Annotated in this window: 16 protein-coding genes; 8 read left to right on the forward strand and 8 right to left on the reverse strand. The window is 61.9% G+C overall.

All coding sequences use genetic code 11. The features are described from left to right. Positions 1-104 precede the first annotated feature (104 nt). The 3 genes from KCX59_RS20550 (at position 105) to KCX59_RS20560 (ending at position 4,462) form a co-directional block, all read left to right on the forward strand. Positions 105-1,304: an allantoate amidohydrolase gene (locus KCX59_RS20550; RefSeq protein WP_179016858.1), complete on the forward strand. Its 1,200-nt coding sequence runs from the start codon at positions 105-107 to the stop codon at positions 1,302-1,304. Beyond that, positions 1,301-2,662, forward strand: a complete 1,362-nt coding sequence (locus KCX59_RS20555; RefSeq protein WP_179016856.1) for a formimidoylglutamate deiminase — start codon at positions 1,301-1,303, stop codon at positions 2,660-2,662. Before KCX59_RS20550 ends, KCX59_RS20555 begins: the two co-directional genes overlap by 4 nt. Positions 2,663-2,992: 330 nt before the next feature. After that, positions 2,993-4,462 carry a sugar porter family MFS transporter gene (locus KCX59_RS20560; RefSeq protein WP_179016854.1) on the forward strand — a complete coding sequence of 490 codons (1,470 nt, stop codon included), beginning with the start codon at positions 2,993-2,995 and terminating at the stop codon, positions 4,460-4,462. Between the two features lie 66 nt (positions 4,463-4,528). Here KCX59_RS20560 and KCX59_RS20565 read toward each other — a convergent pair whose 3' ends face one another. The 4 genes from KCX59_RS20565 to KCX59_RS20580 all read right to left on the reverse strand — a co-directional run bounded on the left by KCX59_RS20565 (position 4,529) and on the right by KCX59_RS20580 (position 8,254). Then, the gene (locus tag KCX59_RS20565; protein ID WP_179016852.1) at positions 4,529-5,767 is read right to left on the reverse strand and encodes an MFS transporter; all 1,239 of its coding nucleotides are present in this window, start codon (positions 5,765-5,767) and stop codon (positions 4,529-4,531) included. A gap of 46 nt (positions 5,768-5,813) precedes the next feature. Next, complete coding sequence (locus KCX59_RS20570) at positions 5,814-6,254, reverse strand: MarR family winged helix-turn-helix transcriptional regulator (protein WP_178993638.1); 441 nt, start codon at positions 6,252-6,254, stop codon at positions 5,814-5,816. Between the two features lie 34 nt (positions 6,255-6,288). Next, a complete protein-coding gene (locus KCX59_RS20575; protein ID WP_179016850.1) occupies positions 6,289-7,668 on the reverse strand; it encodes an HNH endonuclease in 1,380 nt (459 codons plus the stop codon). A gap of 79 nt (positions 7,669-7,747) precedes the next feature. Beyond that, entirely contained in the window at positions 7,748-8,254 is a 507-nt protein-coding gene (locus KCX59_RS20580) for a GNAT family N-acetyltransferase (protein ID WP_179016849.1), read from the reverse strand. Between the two features lie 112 nt (positions 8,255-8,366). Here KCX59_RS20580 and KCX59_RS20585 point away from each other — a divergent pair, with 112 nt between their 5' ends. The 5 genes from KCX59_RS20585 (at position 8,367) to cycA (ending at position 12,233) form a co-directional block, all read left to right on the forward strand. After that, positions 8,367-8,696: a PadR family transcriptional regulator gene (locus KCX59_RS20585; protein WP_141283837.1), complete on the forward strand. Its 330-nt coding sequence runs from the start codon at positions 8,367-8,369 to the stop codon at positions 8,694-8,696. Position 8,697: 1 nt separating this feature from the next. Then, the gene (locus KCX59_RS20590; protein WP_091463690.1) at positions 8,698-9,063 is read left to right on the forward strand and encodes a DUF1048 domain-containing protein; all 366 of its coding nucleotides are present in this window, start codon (positions 8,698-8,700) and stop codon (positions 9,061-9,063) included. Further along, positions 9,060-9,839 (forward strand): ABC transporter ATP-binding protein, encoded by a 780-nt coding sequence (locus KCX59_RS20595; protein WP_178993646.1) that lies wholly within the window; start codon positions 9,060-9,062, stop codon positions 9,837-9,839. Before KCX59_RS20590 ends, KCX59_RS20595 begins: the two co-directional genes overlap by 4 nt. Then, a complete protein-coding gene (locus tag KCX59_RS20600; RefSeq protein WP_179016847.1) occupies positions 9,836-10,597 on the forward strand; it encodes an ABC transporter permease in 762 nt (253 codons plus the stop codon). The genes KCX59_RS20595 and KCX59_RS20600 overlap by 4 nt, the downstream gene beginning before the upstream one ends. Positions 10,598-10,772: 175 nt before the next feature. Further along, positions 10,773-12,233: a D-serine/D-alanine/glycine transporter gene (cycA, locus tag KCX59_RS20605; RefSeq protein WP_178993650.1), complete on the forward strand. Its 1,461-nt coding sequence runs from the start codon at positions 10,773-10,775 to the stop codon at positions 12,231-12,233. A gap of 79 nt (positions 12,234-12,312) precedes the next feature. On the opposite strand, the gene KCX59_RS20610 is transcribed toward cycA, so the two are convergent. Genes KCX59_RS20610 through KCX59_RS20625 form a run of 4 tightly spaced genes read right to left on the reverse strand, consistent with a single transcriptional unit; the run spans position 12,313 to position 16,100 of the window. Further along, positions 12,313-13,071 (reverse strand): iron ABC transporter ATP-binding protein, encoded by a 759-nt coding sequence (locus tag KCX59_RS20610; RefSeq protein ID WP_179016845.1) that lies wholly within the window; start codon positions 13,069-13,071, stop codon positions 12,313-12,315. 37 nt (positions 13,072-13,108) lie between these two features. After that, positions 13,109-14,125: an iron chelate uptake ABC transporter family permease subunit gene (locus KCX59_RS20615; protein WP_218648892.1), complete on the reverse strand. Its 1,017-nt coding sequence runs from the start codon at positions 14,123-14,125 to the stop codon at positions 13,109-13,111. Further along, positions 14,118-15,125 carry an ABC transporter permease gene (locus KCX59_RS20620; RefSeq protein ID WP_370629161.1) on the reverse strand — a complete coding sequence of 336 codons (1,008 nt, stop codon included), beginning with the start codon at positions 15,123-15,125 and terminating at the stop codon, positions 14,118-14,120. Before KCX59_RS20620 ends, KCX59_RS20615 begins: the two co-directional genes overlap by 8 nt. 24 nt (positions 15,126-15,149) lie before the next feature. Next, positions 15,150-16,100, reverse strand: a complete 951-nt coding sequence (locus tag KCX59_RS20625) for a siderophore ABC transporter substrate-binding protein (protein ID WP_179016843.1) — start codon at positions 16,098-16,100, stop codon at positions 15,150-15,152. Positions 16,101-16,268 lie beyond the last annotated feature (168 nt).

Genomic DNA, 16,268 nt, shown 5'->3' on the forward strand with positions numbered 1-16,268 from the left:
AATGGAGCCGGGCATGTTTCCACCACGTAAATAGTCGCCGAAGCCCTTGTCATGTGGCGGCATCTGGTTTTTACTGGGTGGCAGTCTTCAATCGGAGGAAAAACGTGGAAACCGTCAATCAGCTCCTTGCCTCAATCCAGGATGTGGGCCGCGACGCGGTGCGCGGAGGCTACTCCAGGCCCGTCTATACAACACCCGAACTCGATCTCAGGGAGTGGTTCGTCGAGCAAGCCCAGCAACGCGGCCTCGATGTCCAAACGGACAGGAACGGCATTATCTGGGCATGGTGGGGCAAGCCCCATGACGGCGCCCTCGTCACCGGGAGCCACCTCGATTCGGTGCCCGGCGGGGGCGCATTCGACGGTCCGCTCGGCGTCGCTTCCGCGCTGGCCGCCGTCGACATCCTTAAAGCCCGCGGAGTCCAGCCGCCACGATCGCTGGCAGTCACCGTCTTTCCGGAGGAAGAAGGGTCGCGCTTTGGCGTGGCGTGCCTGGGTTCGCGGCTCCTCACCGGCGCGATCGACGTCGGGAAGGCCCTGAACTTGCGCGATATCAACGGCGACTCCTTCGCTGACGTCGCCAGCTCCAATGGGCTGGATCCCCGCCATATAGGCCCGGATCCGGAAGCCATGGCGCGCATCGGCGACTTCGTTGAACTGCACGTCGAACAGGGAAAGGGCCTGGGGCAAGACGGTCCTGCCATCGCCGTAGGAAGTTCGATCCTGGGCCACGGCCGCTGGAAGATCAGCGTCAACGGCCAAGGCAACCACGCGGGCACCACGCTCATGGCAGACCGCGCCGATCCGATGGTTGCAGCCGCACAGATCGTCTTGGCCGTTCGGGAAACAGCTGCCAAGCAACCCGACGCCCGTGCAACAGTGGGGCGCTTGACGCCCGTTCCGGGCGGGACCAATGTGATCGCCTCGCGCGTGGACCTTTGGTTGGACGCCCGCCACCCCGACGACGCCGTGACCGCCCAACTCATCGAAGCGATCTACCGTGCAGCCCAGGGCGTCGCCGCGGCGGAAGGTTGCACCGCGACCCTCACTGAAGAGTCCTACAGCGACACTGTGCACTTTGATGCCAACCTCAGCCGTCGCCTGACCAACCTTCTGCCGGGAGCTCCAGTACTGGCAACGGGCGCAGGGCATGATGCCGGTGTACTCGCTGGCCACGTCCCCTCGGCGATGCTCTTTGTCCGCAACCCGAGCGGCATCTCACACTCTCCCGAGGAGTACGTAGCCGATGAGGACGCCTCCGCGGGTGCTGTTGCGTTGGCAGATGTTCTGGAGGGACTCCTATGAGCACGTTCTGGTGCGAGACCGCCGTTATCGCGGGCGGTGGCGACGACGACACTGGCCTTTCGGAGGTAGCTACGGGCGTGCGCGTGGAAACTATCGATGGCCGAATCTCCGCCATGGAAAGCGGCGCGCAGTCCCAACCCGGCGACACGAAACTGATGGGCGTCGTCTTCCCTGCGGCTGCCAACGCACACTCGCACGCCTTCCACAGGATCCTCCGCGGAAGAACGCACGACGGACGCGGAGATTTCTGGGTGTGGCGGGAGCAGATGTACCGGAGCGCGTCGGAGCTGACTCCTGAGAAGTACGAGAAGCTCGCCGCTGCAGTGTTCGCTGAGATGGTGGTGACAGGTTTCAGCAGCGTGGCCGAGTTCCACTACGTCCACCACCAACCCGGTGGTGCGGCGTACCCAGAGCCGCACGCCATGGAGTTGGCCCTTGCCCGCGCAGCAATGTCGGCAGGGATCCGCCTGACACTTCTGGACACCCTGTATTTGTCCGGCGGAATAGGCACCTCGCTCAGTCCCGGGCAGGCAAGGTTCGGGGACACGGATGTGGAAGCGTGGCTGGACCGCTTGCGTTCCCTCCGGACCGCCATAGCGCAGGAGTTTCCGCCCGAGAAGGTGTCCGTAGGAGCTGCCCTGCATTCCGTCCGCGCCGTGCCCGAAGAAGCACTGAAGGTTGTTGCCAAGCAGCTACCTCGCGACATTCCCCTTCACATTCACCTGAGCGAACAGCCTGCCGAAAACGAAGCCTGCTTGGAGGCCTACGGCACCACTCCAGCGGGTCTTTTGGAACGCCACGGCCTCCTGTCTCCCAGGCTTTCAGCAGTCCATTCCACGCATCTGACTCAGCAGGATATTTCCATGCTCGGCGCAGCATCAACCACCGTTGTGATGTGCCCCAGCACGGAAGCCGACCTTGCGGACGGGATCGGGCCCGCCCGTGAACTTTCCGACGCCGGAGCCACTATCGCCTTGGGCACCGACCAGCACGCGGTGATCGATCCTTGGATTGAAATGCGCACTTTGGAACACGGAGAGCGGCTAGGCAGCGGTCAGCGTGGAAGGTTCTCACCGAGGGAACTGCTGCTGGCCGCAACGGAAGGAGCAGCGCGCTCCATGGCTACACCGGTCGCCTCGTCCGCACTAAGGGTCGGCGCGATCTGCGACCTCATGGTTGTCGATCCCGCGTCCACCCGGACTGCCGGTTCCCGTCCCCTGCAATTGGCTTTCAGTGCGACGGCCAGCGATGTAACGCAGGTAGTCATCGCCGGTGAATTGATTGCTTCCTACGGACTGCACACGCGCCTCGGCGCACCTGGAGACCTTCTGACTGCAGCACTCAAGGAGTTCTCCTAGCCGCACCTTCAGCGCCCGCAGCCTGACGACGGCGGCACCCCGCTTGGCTACATGAGTCACCGACCGCCGTCGTGCTTTGTGTTCAATTGTTGGACTCAAGCACCTGCATACCGGACTCAGAGCGCGTTACAGACGCTTACAGTTAACTCCCAGCCACCAGACAGGCGGTACTGCGTTAATGATCTGAATGCATGTCACGTCCGTCACTTGACTGGAACTTGGCGGATATGACGTGCCACACTGTGTAGCGCGAGTGCACCGGCGTCCCCGTCGGACAGCCGACGACGACCCGCACTTCGCTTACCAAACCCCATTCCCCAAGGGAGACCCATGTCCAGTTCCAGCCCCGAAGGCGCGCCCCCTGTTTCACGGAAGGTGATCGGCCTGGCCGTCGCCGGTGCCGTGGGCGGGTTCCTCTTCGGCTTCGATTCGTCCGTGGTCAACGGTGCCGTGGATGCGATGGCGGACGAGTTCGTCATGAGCGAGGCACTAACAGGCTTCGCCGTCGCCGTTGCCCTGTTGGGCTGCGCCGCCGGCGCCTACTTCGCCGGCAAGATCGCGGACAGGTACGGCCGCATTCCCGCCATGAAAATCGGCGCACTGCTCTTCCTGGTGAGCGCAGTGGGAACCGGGCTTGCGTTCGGCGTTTGGGACCTCATTTTCTGGCGCCTGGTGGGCGGCCTGGGCATTGGGCTTGCCTCGGTTATTGCCCCGGCTTACATCTCGGAAATTTCACCACGGCACGTACGTGGCCGTTTGGCATCGCTTCAGCAGCTCGCCATCACGACGGGTATCTTCGCAGCCCTGCTTTCCGACGCGGTGCTCGCTAATTCGGCTGGTGGTGCGGACGGCACGTTGTGGCTGGGCATTGAAGCCTGGCGCTGGATGTTCATCGCTTGTGCCTTGCCCGCCGCGGTGTACGGCTGGATCGCTTTCCGCCTGCCGGAGTCCCCACACTTCCTCGTGCTCAACGGCAAAGAAGACCAAGCCCGCACCATCTTCAATAAACTGATCCCCGGCGATGACATCGAACGCCACATCCGCGAGATCCAGGAATCCATCCAACAGGAAAAGCTCTCCACCAAGAAGGGCTCGCTGCGTGGTAACAGGTTCGGCCTGCTGCCAGTGGTCTGGATCGGCATCATCCTGTCTGTGCTGCAGCAGTTTGTTGGCATCAACGTGATCTTCTACTACTCCACCACACTGTGGAAGGCAGTCGGGTTCCAGGAAAAGGACTCCCTGACGATCTCCGTCGCCACGTCCGTCACGAACATCCTGGTGACCCTGGTGGCCATCGCTTTGGTGGACCGGATCGGCCGCCGCCCCATCCTTCTGACCGGCTCCATCGGCATGGCCGCGTCCCTCGGCGTCATGGCGCTGGCCTTCTCCTCCGCTGTTGGTACCGGCTCCGAAATCAGTCTTCCAGGCGCTTGGGGTCCTGTGGCCCTCGTGGCTGCCAACGTCTTCGTCATCAGCTTTGGTGCCTCATGGGGTCCGCTCGTGTGGGTGCTGCTGGGAGAGATCTTCCCGTCGCGCATCCGGGCCCGGGCCCTTGGCCTCGCAGCCGCAGCGCAATGGATCGCGAACTTTGCCATCACGCTTAGCTTCCCCATCATGGCGGCAGGATCGCTGCCGCTGACGTACGCCATGTACGCAGCCTTCGCTGCGGCGTCGTTCTTCTTTGTCATGTTCAAGGTGCCCGAAACGAACGGCATGTCCCTGGAACAGGCCGAAACGCTGTTCGTTCCGAAAGGCGCACCCGTAGCACCGCTGCCCGTGCCCTCCGACGAAGCAAAGTAGCGCAGGAAAAGCCCGGCGGATTGGAACTGGTCCAATTCGCCGGGCTTTTTGTGGTTCACGGGAGGATCACACCAAGTGTGGTTCGTGGGATATTAGGTAGCCGCGTCCTCCGAAAGCGACCAGGATAGCTATAACCATGGCAGCGGCACCCGCGAAGAACGGCACCTGCGGGCCAAAGTGCTCACCCAGCTGGGCTGCTGCGAATGGTGCAAGCGCGCCACCCATCCAGCGCACAAAGTTGTAGCCGGCGGATGCAACGGGGCGCGGTGAATCAGAGACACCCATGGCCAGTTCCGTGTAAACCGTGTTGTTGATGCCCAGAAGGGCACCTGCCGCAATGACAAGCACGACGACGGCTGTCACCGAGTGCCCAGCGGCCACTCCCAAGCCGATCAAGTCGAGCATCAGCGCCGCTAGTGTTCCGGTCAGGACTTTGACGGCCCCGAACCGCTCCTGGAGCACCGGCGCCACGAACACCGAGAACACGGCCACGGCAACACCCCAACCGAAGAAGACTGCCCCGATGCCATAGGCATCCATGCCGAGGATGAAGGGAGTAAAGGCGAGGATGGTGAAGAAGCCGTAGTTGTAGAACAACGCGCTGGCGGCAGTAGTGCGGAGGCCCCTATGCCCGAGCGCCAGCAGCGGATCCCTGAGGCGGGACTTCTTGGCGGGAGCGGCTGTCTTAGGCAACAATGCGAGAAGTGCAATGAAGGCCGCAGCCATCAGCACTGCGGTGCCGAAGAAGGGTGCGCGCCACTGCCAGCCACCCAAGAGGGCCCCTAGCAGCGGGCCGAGCGAGATGCCCAAACCCAGTGCTGCCTCGTAAAGGATGATGGCCGTCCCGGTGCCACCACTGGCCACCCCCACGATCACTGCCAAGGCAGTTGCAACGAACAATGCGTTACCAAGACCCCAGCCTGCCCGGAACCCCACCAGTTGTTCAACGCTGCCGGAAAGGCCCGACAACGACGCGAACACTACGATGATCGCCAACCCGATCAACAGGGTCTTCTTTCCACCGATCCTTGAGGACACGAATCCACTGATCAACATAGCAATCGCCGTCACCAGGAAGTAGCTGGTGAAAAGCAGCGAGACTTCACTTGTGGATGCCTCAAGGTTCTTAGCGATAGCCGGAAGAATCGGATCGACGAGCCCGATGCCCATGAAGGCGAAAACGGCCGCGAGCGCAGTGGCCCACACCGCCTTGGGCTGTTTGAGGAAGGAAGCTTTCTCAGCTTCCAAGACAGTTTCAGTGGTTGTTTCGGCGCTTGCTGAAGCGTCAGCCAACTGGCGTGACATTCTTTGGCTCCTTGTCGGTGCGGGTTTTCTTAGTCGTGCTGGTTTCTTAGTTTTGGAACGAGCTGTTGAGCTTGGCGATCACGGGCAAGGCGGCTGCGAGATGTTCAATTTCGTCTTGGCTGAGGTCCTGCAGCAGCTCAGCCACCATGGCGTTGCGCCGCTGGTTGGCAGAGGCGACGGCGGCCGTCCCGACTTCGGTGATGACCACTTGGACAGCTCGCGAATCGTCGGGATCCTGCTTGCGGGTGACCAGGCCTGCACGCTCTAGCTTGATGATTTGCTCTGTAGCGCTGGGGACTTTAATGCCCAGGTTCTTGGCGATATCGCCCACGCGGAGGCCGCCGTCGGAAATCATGGACAGCAGGCTGAGTTGCGCGGCGGTAAGGTCACCTTCAGGATCAAGGCGACGGAACATGTACACGCCGAGTCGTAGTGACTCACGAAATTCCTGTGCGAGATCAAGTAGCCGCGGATCAAAAGAGCTCATATTTAGGTACCCTAATAGTTAGGGTACCTAATAGTCAAGTTCCGACTGGTGAAGGTGGTCTGCGCACATGCCCGGGCAGGGGCGGTGCGGACGATCGGTAGCTATGCCCTGTTGGCGTGCCGACCTCCAGCGTGTGGACATCTTCGACCACCTGCTTCGCCGTCCAGCCTGGGTTTTCCTTGGTCTGATTGCATGCTTCGCAGAGTCCTGCGCTGTTGTCAACGGTTGTGGTGCCACCTGAACGCCACGGGACGACATGATCGATATGCCTGATGGGCGCGTCGCAGTAGGGCGTGCGGCAGGTGTCGTCCCGGACTTCGATAAAACGCCTCAACCTCGGCGGGAAGAGTCGCGCCTTGGAGTCCATGGTGATGAGGTCCCCCGTGGACGGCGCTGTATAGAGTCGGCGAAGCCACACGGCGAACTCCTCGTCCTGCTTTGGCGCCGGACCACCGCCCGTCGCAGCAGCTCCTCCAGCGCCAACAAGGCCTCTTGCCCACGCCGCCGGGACTATCCCGTAGCCCTTGATCCGGGCCGGCTCGGCGTCCCCCTGCAATAGCGTGCGGTCCGTCATGATGACCTCCAGGTCGACACCGCTGATCCCGCCGCGCCTCCCGGTGATGCGTTCGACGAAGGTATCTGCCATGACTTGTCCGCGGGTCCGGGAGTCCCCACCGGAACGTGCAGAGTCTGCCTTGCGGGTCAGCGCGGCATAGACGGCAACCCCTTGGGCTACAGGAAGCAGTGCAGTCAGGTAAGTCATAGCGTCCGGCGCCGGGCGCAGGGTCACTGTTCGCTCCGTGGCGGCATGACTGGCACGCTGGGCAACGGAACGGGGATCGCGCCGGTAGGCGGCGGCTTTCGCGGCGGCGATGATTGCCTTGTCACCGGCGCCCTCGAAGGTGCCCGCATCAGGTGCAAGTTCCTCGTCCACGGCGCACCGATCTTCCGCGGAAAGGCCAGCCGTCTCTCTTACGAGCAAGTTTGCGCGCCATTCACTGAGCTGGCCCGATTCCAACGCGGCCAGGGTGCGTGGCATCTCGGTGACCAACGCCTTCGCGAGTCCAAGGAGACGGGAGCCGCGGTTCGGCGATTCACGACGGGCCAACGCAAGCTGAGCGGCGACACCTTGCCCCTGCTCCGAAGCGGGAACACCAGCAACTGTCTGCTCACGCCGTTGCGCAAGATCCAAAGCCACCGCAGCACGGGCCTGCAGGCCGGTAACGGCCCACTTCAAGTCTTCGAGCCCACGGATTTGGTCGATCAGCTCTCCGCTGCCGACGCCGAGAGGGACAGCGCCCAGGAGGGTGCTGAGTTGAGAAACGCAAGGTACGGAGTCACCATCAGACCCAGCCCTCTCCCCGCGGGCAACTGCGGCCGAATCAATCGCTTGCTGCTCCTGAATCGTCTCCATGGCCCAACCCTTCCAGCGGGGTCAGGGGCACGGTAAGGCGGGAATTTCCCTATGTGGAAAACAGGGACAAGCCACTCTCCTACAGCGTGAGCTTCATGCCCTCGTGGCTCGCGACAAAGCCCAGCCGCTCATAGAAACGATGAGCCGAAACGCGGGACTTATCCGTGGTGAGCTGCACCAGCGAACAGCCCCGCTCCCGGGCCTGGTCAATAGCCCACTGAATCATGAGCGCACCCACGCCCTGCCCCCGCAACACCTCAGAAACCCTAACCGCCTCGATCTGCGCCCGCCAGGACCCCTTGCGCGAGAGGCCCGGGATGTAGCTGAGCTGGAAGGTAGCCACAACATCGCCGTCGAGTTCGCCCACCACCAAAAGGTGTGCGGGGTCGGCGTCGATCGCGCCAAAAGCCCGCTCGTACGGCACTAAATTGTCGGCACTTTCGCGGGTAGCGCCCAGCTGATCGTCGGCCAGTAACGCGAGGATCCGCGGCAGGTCGCCTTTCCGTGCACGCCTGAGGGTGAAGGTTCCACGTTCGACGGCGGCGGTAAACAAAGCGGGCACGGCACCGGATTGAGAAGTCACCACCCCAGCCTGCCATCCGACAGAACAAACCCAGAACTCAGTATTGCTAAGTACCGGTACTTAGTTCTACTATGTAGTGGTAGCTAGTAATACTGAGTAGCGAGGGAGGTGTCCGATGGGCAAGCAAATGACGGAGATGCTCAAAGGCACATTGGAGGGCATCGTTCTGGCCCTCCTGACCGGGAAGGCAGCGTACGGATACGAGATCACCACGCTGCTCCGGGAGCAGGGATTTACTGAGATCGCTGAAGGCACCGTGTATGCGCTGCTGGTCAGGATCGAGCAAAAGGGGCTGGTGGACGTTGAGAAGCGTCCGTCCGAAAAAGGGCCGCCCCGCAAGGTGTACACGCTCAATACACAGGGCGAAAAGGAACTGAACGAATTCTGGAACACATGGAGCTTCTTGTCCGGACGGATTGAAGAGCTCCGCAAGGAAGGAAAATAGCATGGCAGCGAAATGGATCGAACTGGTCACCGGATCACTCGAACAGAAGAAGCAGTACAAGCAAGCCAAGGCAAGGATGAATGCCCTGCCTGAGCCCTATCTGACCGTGGCCACCGCCTTCAACCGGTACCTGATGTACTACGGCGGCGTCACTGAGGGCGACACCATGGTGCAGATGTTTACCGACCTGGCTGACCTATGGGAACGGGCCGCAATCGACGGTACGCCCGTGGGCGAAATCGTGGGCGGAGATCCCATCGAATTCGCCGAGAGCTTCGCCCAGGCCTACGGCGGTAAGCGCTGGATCGACAAGGAACGCGAGCGCCTTACCAAGGCAATCGATAAAGCGAAGGAGGCGGAATCATGACCGCTGCATCAATCCGCGTAGAGGGCATTGAGAAGTCCTACAAGGATCTCCACGTGCTCCGGGGTGTGGACTTTGAGGTAGCCTCCGGCAGTATCTTTGCCTTGCTGGGCTCCAATGGAGCGGGCAAGACCACCATGGTGAAGATCCTGTCCACACTGCTCAAAGCGGATGCCGGCTCGGCCGCCGTCGAGGGCTTTGATGTCGCCTCCGAGTCGCTTCGGGTGAGACAGTCCATCAGTCTCACTGGGCAGTTCGCGGCCGTGGATGAAGTCCTGACCGGCAAGGAGAACCTGGTCCTGGTGGCCAAGCTGCGTCACCTGAAGAACCCGGGCGGAATCGCGGACGAGCTGCTGGCGCAGTTCAGCCTCACCGAGGCAGGGTCCCGAAAGGTGGCGACGTACTCCGGCGGTATGCGTCGGCGCCTGGACATTGCCATGAGCCTGATCGGCGACCCGAAGGTGATCTTCCTGGACGAACCCACTACCGGCCTCGACCCGGAGGCCCGGCTGGAGGTATGGCAGATTGTCAAGAATCTCGCCAAGCAAGGAACCACGGTCCTGCTCACCACGCAGTATCTGGACGAAGCCGAGCAGCTTGCGGACCGGATTGCCATCCTGCACGCCGGACGCATCATCGCCAATGGCACCCTCTCCGAGCTCAAGCAGCTGCTGCCACCGGCCAAGGTGGAGTACGTGGAGAAGCAGCCGAGCCTGGAGGACATCTTCCTGGCCCTGGTGGGAACAGGTACCAACGAGTCAGTAAAGGACAGGTCATGAACACCCATTTCTTCGCAGACACCTCGGTCCTGCTGGGCCGTTCCATGCGGCACATCTTCCGGAGCGTTGACACCATCATCACCACTGCGATCACCCCGATCGCCCTGATGCTGCTGTTCGTTTACGTGTTCGGCGGAGCCATCAGGACCGACACCGAGAACTACGTAAACTACCTGCTCCCGGGCATTATGTTGATCGCGATCGCCTCCGGCATCGCTTACACGGCAGTCCGGCTGTTCACGGACATGCAGAGCGGCATCTTCGAGCGGTTCCAGTCGATGCCGATCGCACGCTCTTCGGTTCTCTGGGCGCACGTGCTGACGTCGCTGGTGGCCAACGGACTCTCGCTGGTGATCATCGTCCTGGTGGCACTCCTCATGGGCTTCCGCACTTCGGCCAACGTGCTGGACTGGCTGGCCGTCGCAGGCATCCTGGCACTCTTCACCTTGGCGCTCACGTGGATTGCGATCATCGCGGGCCTCTCAGCGAAATCGGTGGATGGCGCCGGCGGGTTCTCCTATCCGCTGATCTTCCTGCCCTTCATCAGCTCGGCCTTTGTTCCGACGGAGACCATGCCCGGCCCGGTCCGCTGGTTCGCCGAAAACCAGCCGGTAACGTCAATCGTGAACACCATCCAGGACCTGTTCGCCCAACGCCCGGTGGGTGGCGATATTTGGGTGGCCCTGGCTTGGTGCGTGGGGATCCTCATCGTCTCTTACGCCTTTGCCACAGCTGCCTACAAGCGCCAGATCGCCTAGCCGCCGCAGCCAAAATACGGCGCTGATCACGGCCTAAGCTCCCCCTCCAACCAGGGCGGGAGCTTTCGCCATGCAGACCGATTCGCCATGAGCCAGGCATTAGCTATAGCGTTATCGAACAGATTTGTAACGGCCGTCACCATTTTGACGGGTCCTTCGAAGGGTTCTTGAACTAATGTCCGATCAGACAACACAGGGGAAGCTCCACGTCTCCAGCAGGGACAGCGAGCCCCACCTGTCACGCTCGCTCAGCAACCGCCACATCCAGCTCCTTGCCATCGGCGGCGCCATCGGAACCGGCCTCTTCATGGGCTCCGGCAAAACCATCTCCGTCGCCGGCCCCTCCGTGATCTTTGTGTACATGATCATCGGATTCATGCTGTTCTTCGTCATGCGGGCCATGGGCCAGCTGCTGCTGTCCAACCTGAACTACAAGTCCTTCAGCGACTTCGCAGGCGATCTCCTGGGTCCCTGGGCAGGCTTCTTCACCGGGTGGACCTACTGGTTCTGCTGGGTAGTCACCGGCGTGGCAGACGTCATTGCGATTGCTGGCTACGCCAACGAACTGTGGCCGGGAATCCAACTCTGGATCCCGGGTATCGCCACCATCATCATCCTGCTGCTCCTGAACCTGCCCACCGTGAAGGCCTTCGGTGAGACCGAATTCTGGTTCGCCCTCATCAAGATCGTGGCCATTGTGGCGCTGATCGTGGTGGGCCTGGTGATGATCTTCACCGGCTTCCAGTCCAACGCAGGAACCGCGAGCTTCACCAACCTCTGGAGCCACGGTGGCTTCTTCCCCAAGGAATTCATGGGCTTCGTGGCCGGCTTCCAGATTGCCGTCTTCGCGTTCGTGGGCATCGAATTGGTGGGCACCGCCGCCGCTGAAACGAAGAACCCGGAGCACAACCTCCCCCGCGCCATCAACGCCATTCCCCTGCGCGTCATGCTCTTCTACGTAGGCGCCCTTATCATCCTCATGTCCGTCACCCCATGGACAGAATTCAAGGCGGGCCAGAGCCCGTTCATCGCCATGTTCTCGCTCGCCGGCCTTGGCATGGCAGCTACCGTGGTCAACCTCGTAGTGCTCACCTCGGCTATGTCGTCGGCCAACTCGGGCATCTACTCCACGTCCCGCATGGTGTACGGCCTGGCCCACGACGGCGACGCACCCAAGCTCTTCGGCCGCCTCTCCAGCCGCAAAGTACCCCAGAACGCACTGTTCCTCTCCTGCGTCCTGCTGCTGGCCGGCGTCGCACTTCTGTACGCAGGCAAGGACGTTGGCGTGGCATTCGACATGGTGACTACCGTGTCCGCCGTCTGCTTCATGTTCGTCTGGTCGATCATCCTGGCCAGCTACCTCGTGTACCGCAAACGCCGTCCCGAGCAGCACGCGGCCTCACCGTTCAAGATGCCCGGCGGCATCCCCATGGTGTGGGTGGTGTTCGCGTTCTTCGCGTTCCTCGTGTGGGCACTGACCACGCAGCCGGATACGCTCACCGCGCTGCTGGTGACGCCAATCTGGTTCGCCATCCTCGGCGTTGCCTACGCTGTGGTCCGCAAGTCGCCCCTGCATCAGGCCCGCGTGGCCGAGTGGAAAGCAATGTCCGAAGGCGAAACCGCGGCAGCGCGCTAACGCTGAAGCAAGCAGAATTGACGACGTCGGCACCCGGGCTTGGGTGCCGACGTCGCGCTTTCTTCTGTAGGCAGGAGCGTCAGGCGAAGTACACGCCGATGCGGTTGCCGTCGATTTCCTCTATGCGGATATCGATGTCGTAGACGTCGCGCAGCATCCCCGCACGCATGATGTCCGCGGGCGTGCCCTGATGGATGAGGCGCCCGCTTTTCATGGCCAGGATGGTGTCCGAGTAGCAGGATGCAAAGTTGATGTCGTGCACCACCAGCACGATGGTCTTTCCGAGCTCATCGGACAAACGCCGCAGCAGCCGCATCATTTCCACGGAGTGCTTCATGTCCAGGTTGTTGAGCGGCTCGTCCAGCAACAGGTATTCCGTGTCCTGGGCCAGGACCATGGCGATGTAGGCACGCTGACGCTGTCCGCCGGAGAGCTCGTCTACAAACTTGTCAGCCATGGATGTGAGGTCCAGCTGGCGGATGGCCTCGTCAACGTGCTCAAGATCCTCAACCGTTGGCCGCCCGCCGCTGTGCGGAAAGCGCCCGAATGCCACGAGGTCGCGGACCGTGAGCCGCATCGTGAGGTGGTTTTCCTGCCGGAGGATGGCCATGGTCTTGGCGAGTTCCTTGCTGGGCGTCGCGGTGACGTCCAAGCCGGCAACGGACACTCCCCCGGCGTCCATGGGCTGCAGCCGGCTAATCAGTGAGAGCAACGTGGACTTGCCGGCCCCGTTGGGACCGATGATGGACGTGATGCCGCCGCGTGGAATATCGCAGGACACGTCATCCAGCACGGTGGTGCCGCCGAAGCGCTTGGTCACGTTGCGGACGGTAATCATGGACGGACCTTCGTCATGTGAGCAGTCATGTCAGCTGTCATTTCAACGAGCCTTTCAGCAGCAGGTAAAGGAAGAGGATGCCGCCGGTGAACTCGATGATGACGCTCAAGGCAGTGGCGAAACCGAACACCCGTTCCAGTAACAACTGGCCGCCCACCAACGCAATGGCACCAATGAGCACCACCATCGGTAGCAGCCACGCATGCCGGAAGCCGCGGCACAGCTGGTAGCCAAGGCTGACCACCAGGAGTCCGAAGAACGTCACCGGCCCCACCAGGGCCGTGGATATCGCTACCAGCAGGGAGCACGCCAACAGGACGCGCATCACTACACGCTTGTGGTCGACGCCCACGTTGATGGCCACTTCGCGGCCGAGCGCCAGCACGTCCAAAGTGTGCCGCATGCGCCACACAGCAACGCACACAAGGGCAATCAGCACAGCGGAAACCCCCAGCAACCCTGGATCCACGTTGTTGAAGCTGGCGAAGAACAAGTCCTGCAGGATGATGAATTCGCTCGGTTCCATCAGCCGCTGCAGGAGCGAGGAGAAACCACGGAACAAGGTACCGAGCACGATTCCCACGAGCAACAGCAGGTGCAGCGATCGCGTGGCACCCGTGAACATCCACCGGTACAGGAATGCGCTGAACCCCACCATCAGCAGGATCTCCAACCCGAACTTGAGCGTGGAAGGAGCGGTCGCCAGCGTCGCGGCACCGGCAACGAACGCCAGGGCGGTCTGCACCAGGATGTACAGGGAATCGAAGCCCATGATGGAAGGCGTCAGGATCCGGTTGGCCGTCACGGTCTGGAAGAGCAGCGTGGAAACACCCACCGCAACAGCCACCAGCAGCATCGCTGACACCTTGATGGCCCGCCGCGGCAGGATGTAGGCGATGTTGCCTTTGAGGTCGATCGTCAGGAAAACGGCAACGAGCACGACGGCGGCAATCGCCAAAACGGCGATCACCAGTCCCGGCGGGGTACTTCGGATGGCGTCGCGCATTCGGGTGCGGGCGGAGAGGCGGGGTGTGGCCAGGAGCGTTTCAGGCATTGCGTTTCCTCAAAAGCAGGAAGAGGAAGAGGATGGCACCCAGGACGGACATGACCATGCCCACGGGAACCTCGTAGGGGAAGCGGATGGTCCGGCCGATAATGTCGCAGACCAACACGAATGCCGCTCCAAAAAGGGCTGTCCAAGGAACCGCACGGCGGAGGTTGTCGCCGAACAGCAGGGAGACGATGTTGGGAACCACCAGGCCGAGGAACGGCACGGCCCCCACGGTGGTGACCACAACAGCCGAAATCAACGAGACGATCATCAGGCCGAGCCGCATGGTGCGGGCGTAGTTCAGGCCGAGGTTGGTGGTGAAGTCCTGCCCCATGCCGGCCACGGTGAACCGGTCGGCAGCAAACAGGCCCACCAGAACCAGCACAGCCACGATCCACAGCAGTTCATACCGTCCACGGAGCACGCCGGAGAAGTCGCCGATCATCCAGTTACTCAGGGTCTGGAGGAGATCGAAGCGGTAGGCGAAGAACGTGGTGACGGCAGCAATGATGCCGCCCAGCATGATGCCTACCAGCGGAATCAGCAGGGTGTTGCGGGCGGGCAGTCTGCGGAGAATGGCCAGGAAGAGCGCCGTGCCCAGCACGGCGAACACAGAAGCCACCAGCATCTTGGTGAGAATCGGAGTGTCCGGAGCGAACACAGTGACCACCAGGATCCCGAGCGTCGCTGACTCAACGGTGCCCACGGTGGACGGCTCAACGAAGCGGTTCCGGGCCATGAGCTGCATGATTAGCCCGGCAACAGCGACGGCCATCCCGGCCAGGACCACGGCCAAGGTGCGCGGCACCCGGGAGACCCAGAAGATTTCCCAAGCACCGGCGTCGTTCGCCAGCAATGCGGACAGCGAGACATCACTGACCCCAACGAAGATACTTCCGACCGCGATCACCAGCACAACGGCAGCAGCCGCAACCAGGCGGGCGGTCTCGCCAGTCCGGTTGCGGCTTGCTGGTGCCGTGGGGCGCACGGCTGTAGTTGTCACGTCAGGATTTCAGGTGAGGCGGTATCAGGCGACCGAATCGGCCACTGCCGTGACCATGGCCTGAACGTTGTTCAAGCCGTAGCCAACGATGTACCAGCCGGCGGGATCCAGGTTGACGATCTTGTTGTTCTTGGCCGCGTTGGTGGACTTCACGAGCTCGTTGTCCAGGATCGGGTTGGCGGTGGAGCCTGCGGTGCCGATCGCGGTGTCGCGGTTGATGACGTAGAGGATGTCCGGGTTGGTCTCCTTGATGTATTCAAAGGAAACAGCCTCGCCGTGGGAGCCCTCCGACTTGACGTCGGCAGCGGCGGGGACGCCCAGGACGTCGTGGATGATGCCGAAGCGGGAACCAGCGCCGTATGCGGTAACTTCGCCGCCGGAAGTGAGGACGATCAAGCCCTTGCCAGCCGAGGCCGCCTTGGTCTTGGTGTCCGCAACGGTCTTGTCCACCTCTGCGAGCTTGGAGGCGACCTCGTCTTCCTTCTTGAAGATCCTGCCGAGCTTCTCCGTCTGTGCCTTGAAGCTTTCCAAGGGCTTGGCGGCATCCACGGAGAGGTCGATCGTAGGTGCGATCTTGCTCAATTCCTCATAGGCGCCGGCGGTGCGGCCGGAGACGATGATGAGATCCGGCGCGGCGGAGCTGACGGCCTCGAAGTCCGGCTCCTTGAGCGAGCCCACCTTGGTGTACTTGGCCTCGGAGAACTTCTTGAGCGCTTCCGGGTACCTTGCTTCGGGAACACCGGTGGGCTCGACCCCGAGCGCGTTCATGGTGTCCAGAACGCCGAGGTCGAACGTGACAACCTTGGCCGGGTTCACAGGAACGTTGGACGTGGAGCCTTGGGCGTGCTCAATGGTGATGGTGTTGGCTTCCTCGGTCTGCGAGGATGCGGTGGCCCCGCCGCCACACGCCGTAACGGTCAGCAGGGCTGCGCCTGCAGCCAGTGCCCCAATGTAGCTCGACAGCCTCTTTTTCACGCCAGTACTCCACTCACTAATAAGTCATAGATGTGTTGCCTAATTGCTTTTTGACTCTATTAGTAAGGTGAGGCTAACTTCAAAACCGAAAGGCTCTCCAGCGAGCAAAAGTGACGGAACTCACTTGTTTTTCTCCCGCCGGAGAGCCTTTGTTACTTTCGGGTGGCG

Origin of the sequence: Paenarthrobacter nitroguajacolicus (assembly GCF_051027655.1) — a bacterium.
Lineage (GTDB): Bacteria > Actinomycetota > Actinomycetes > Actinomycetales > Micrococcaceae > Arthrobacter > Arthrobacter nitroguajacolicus.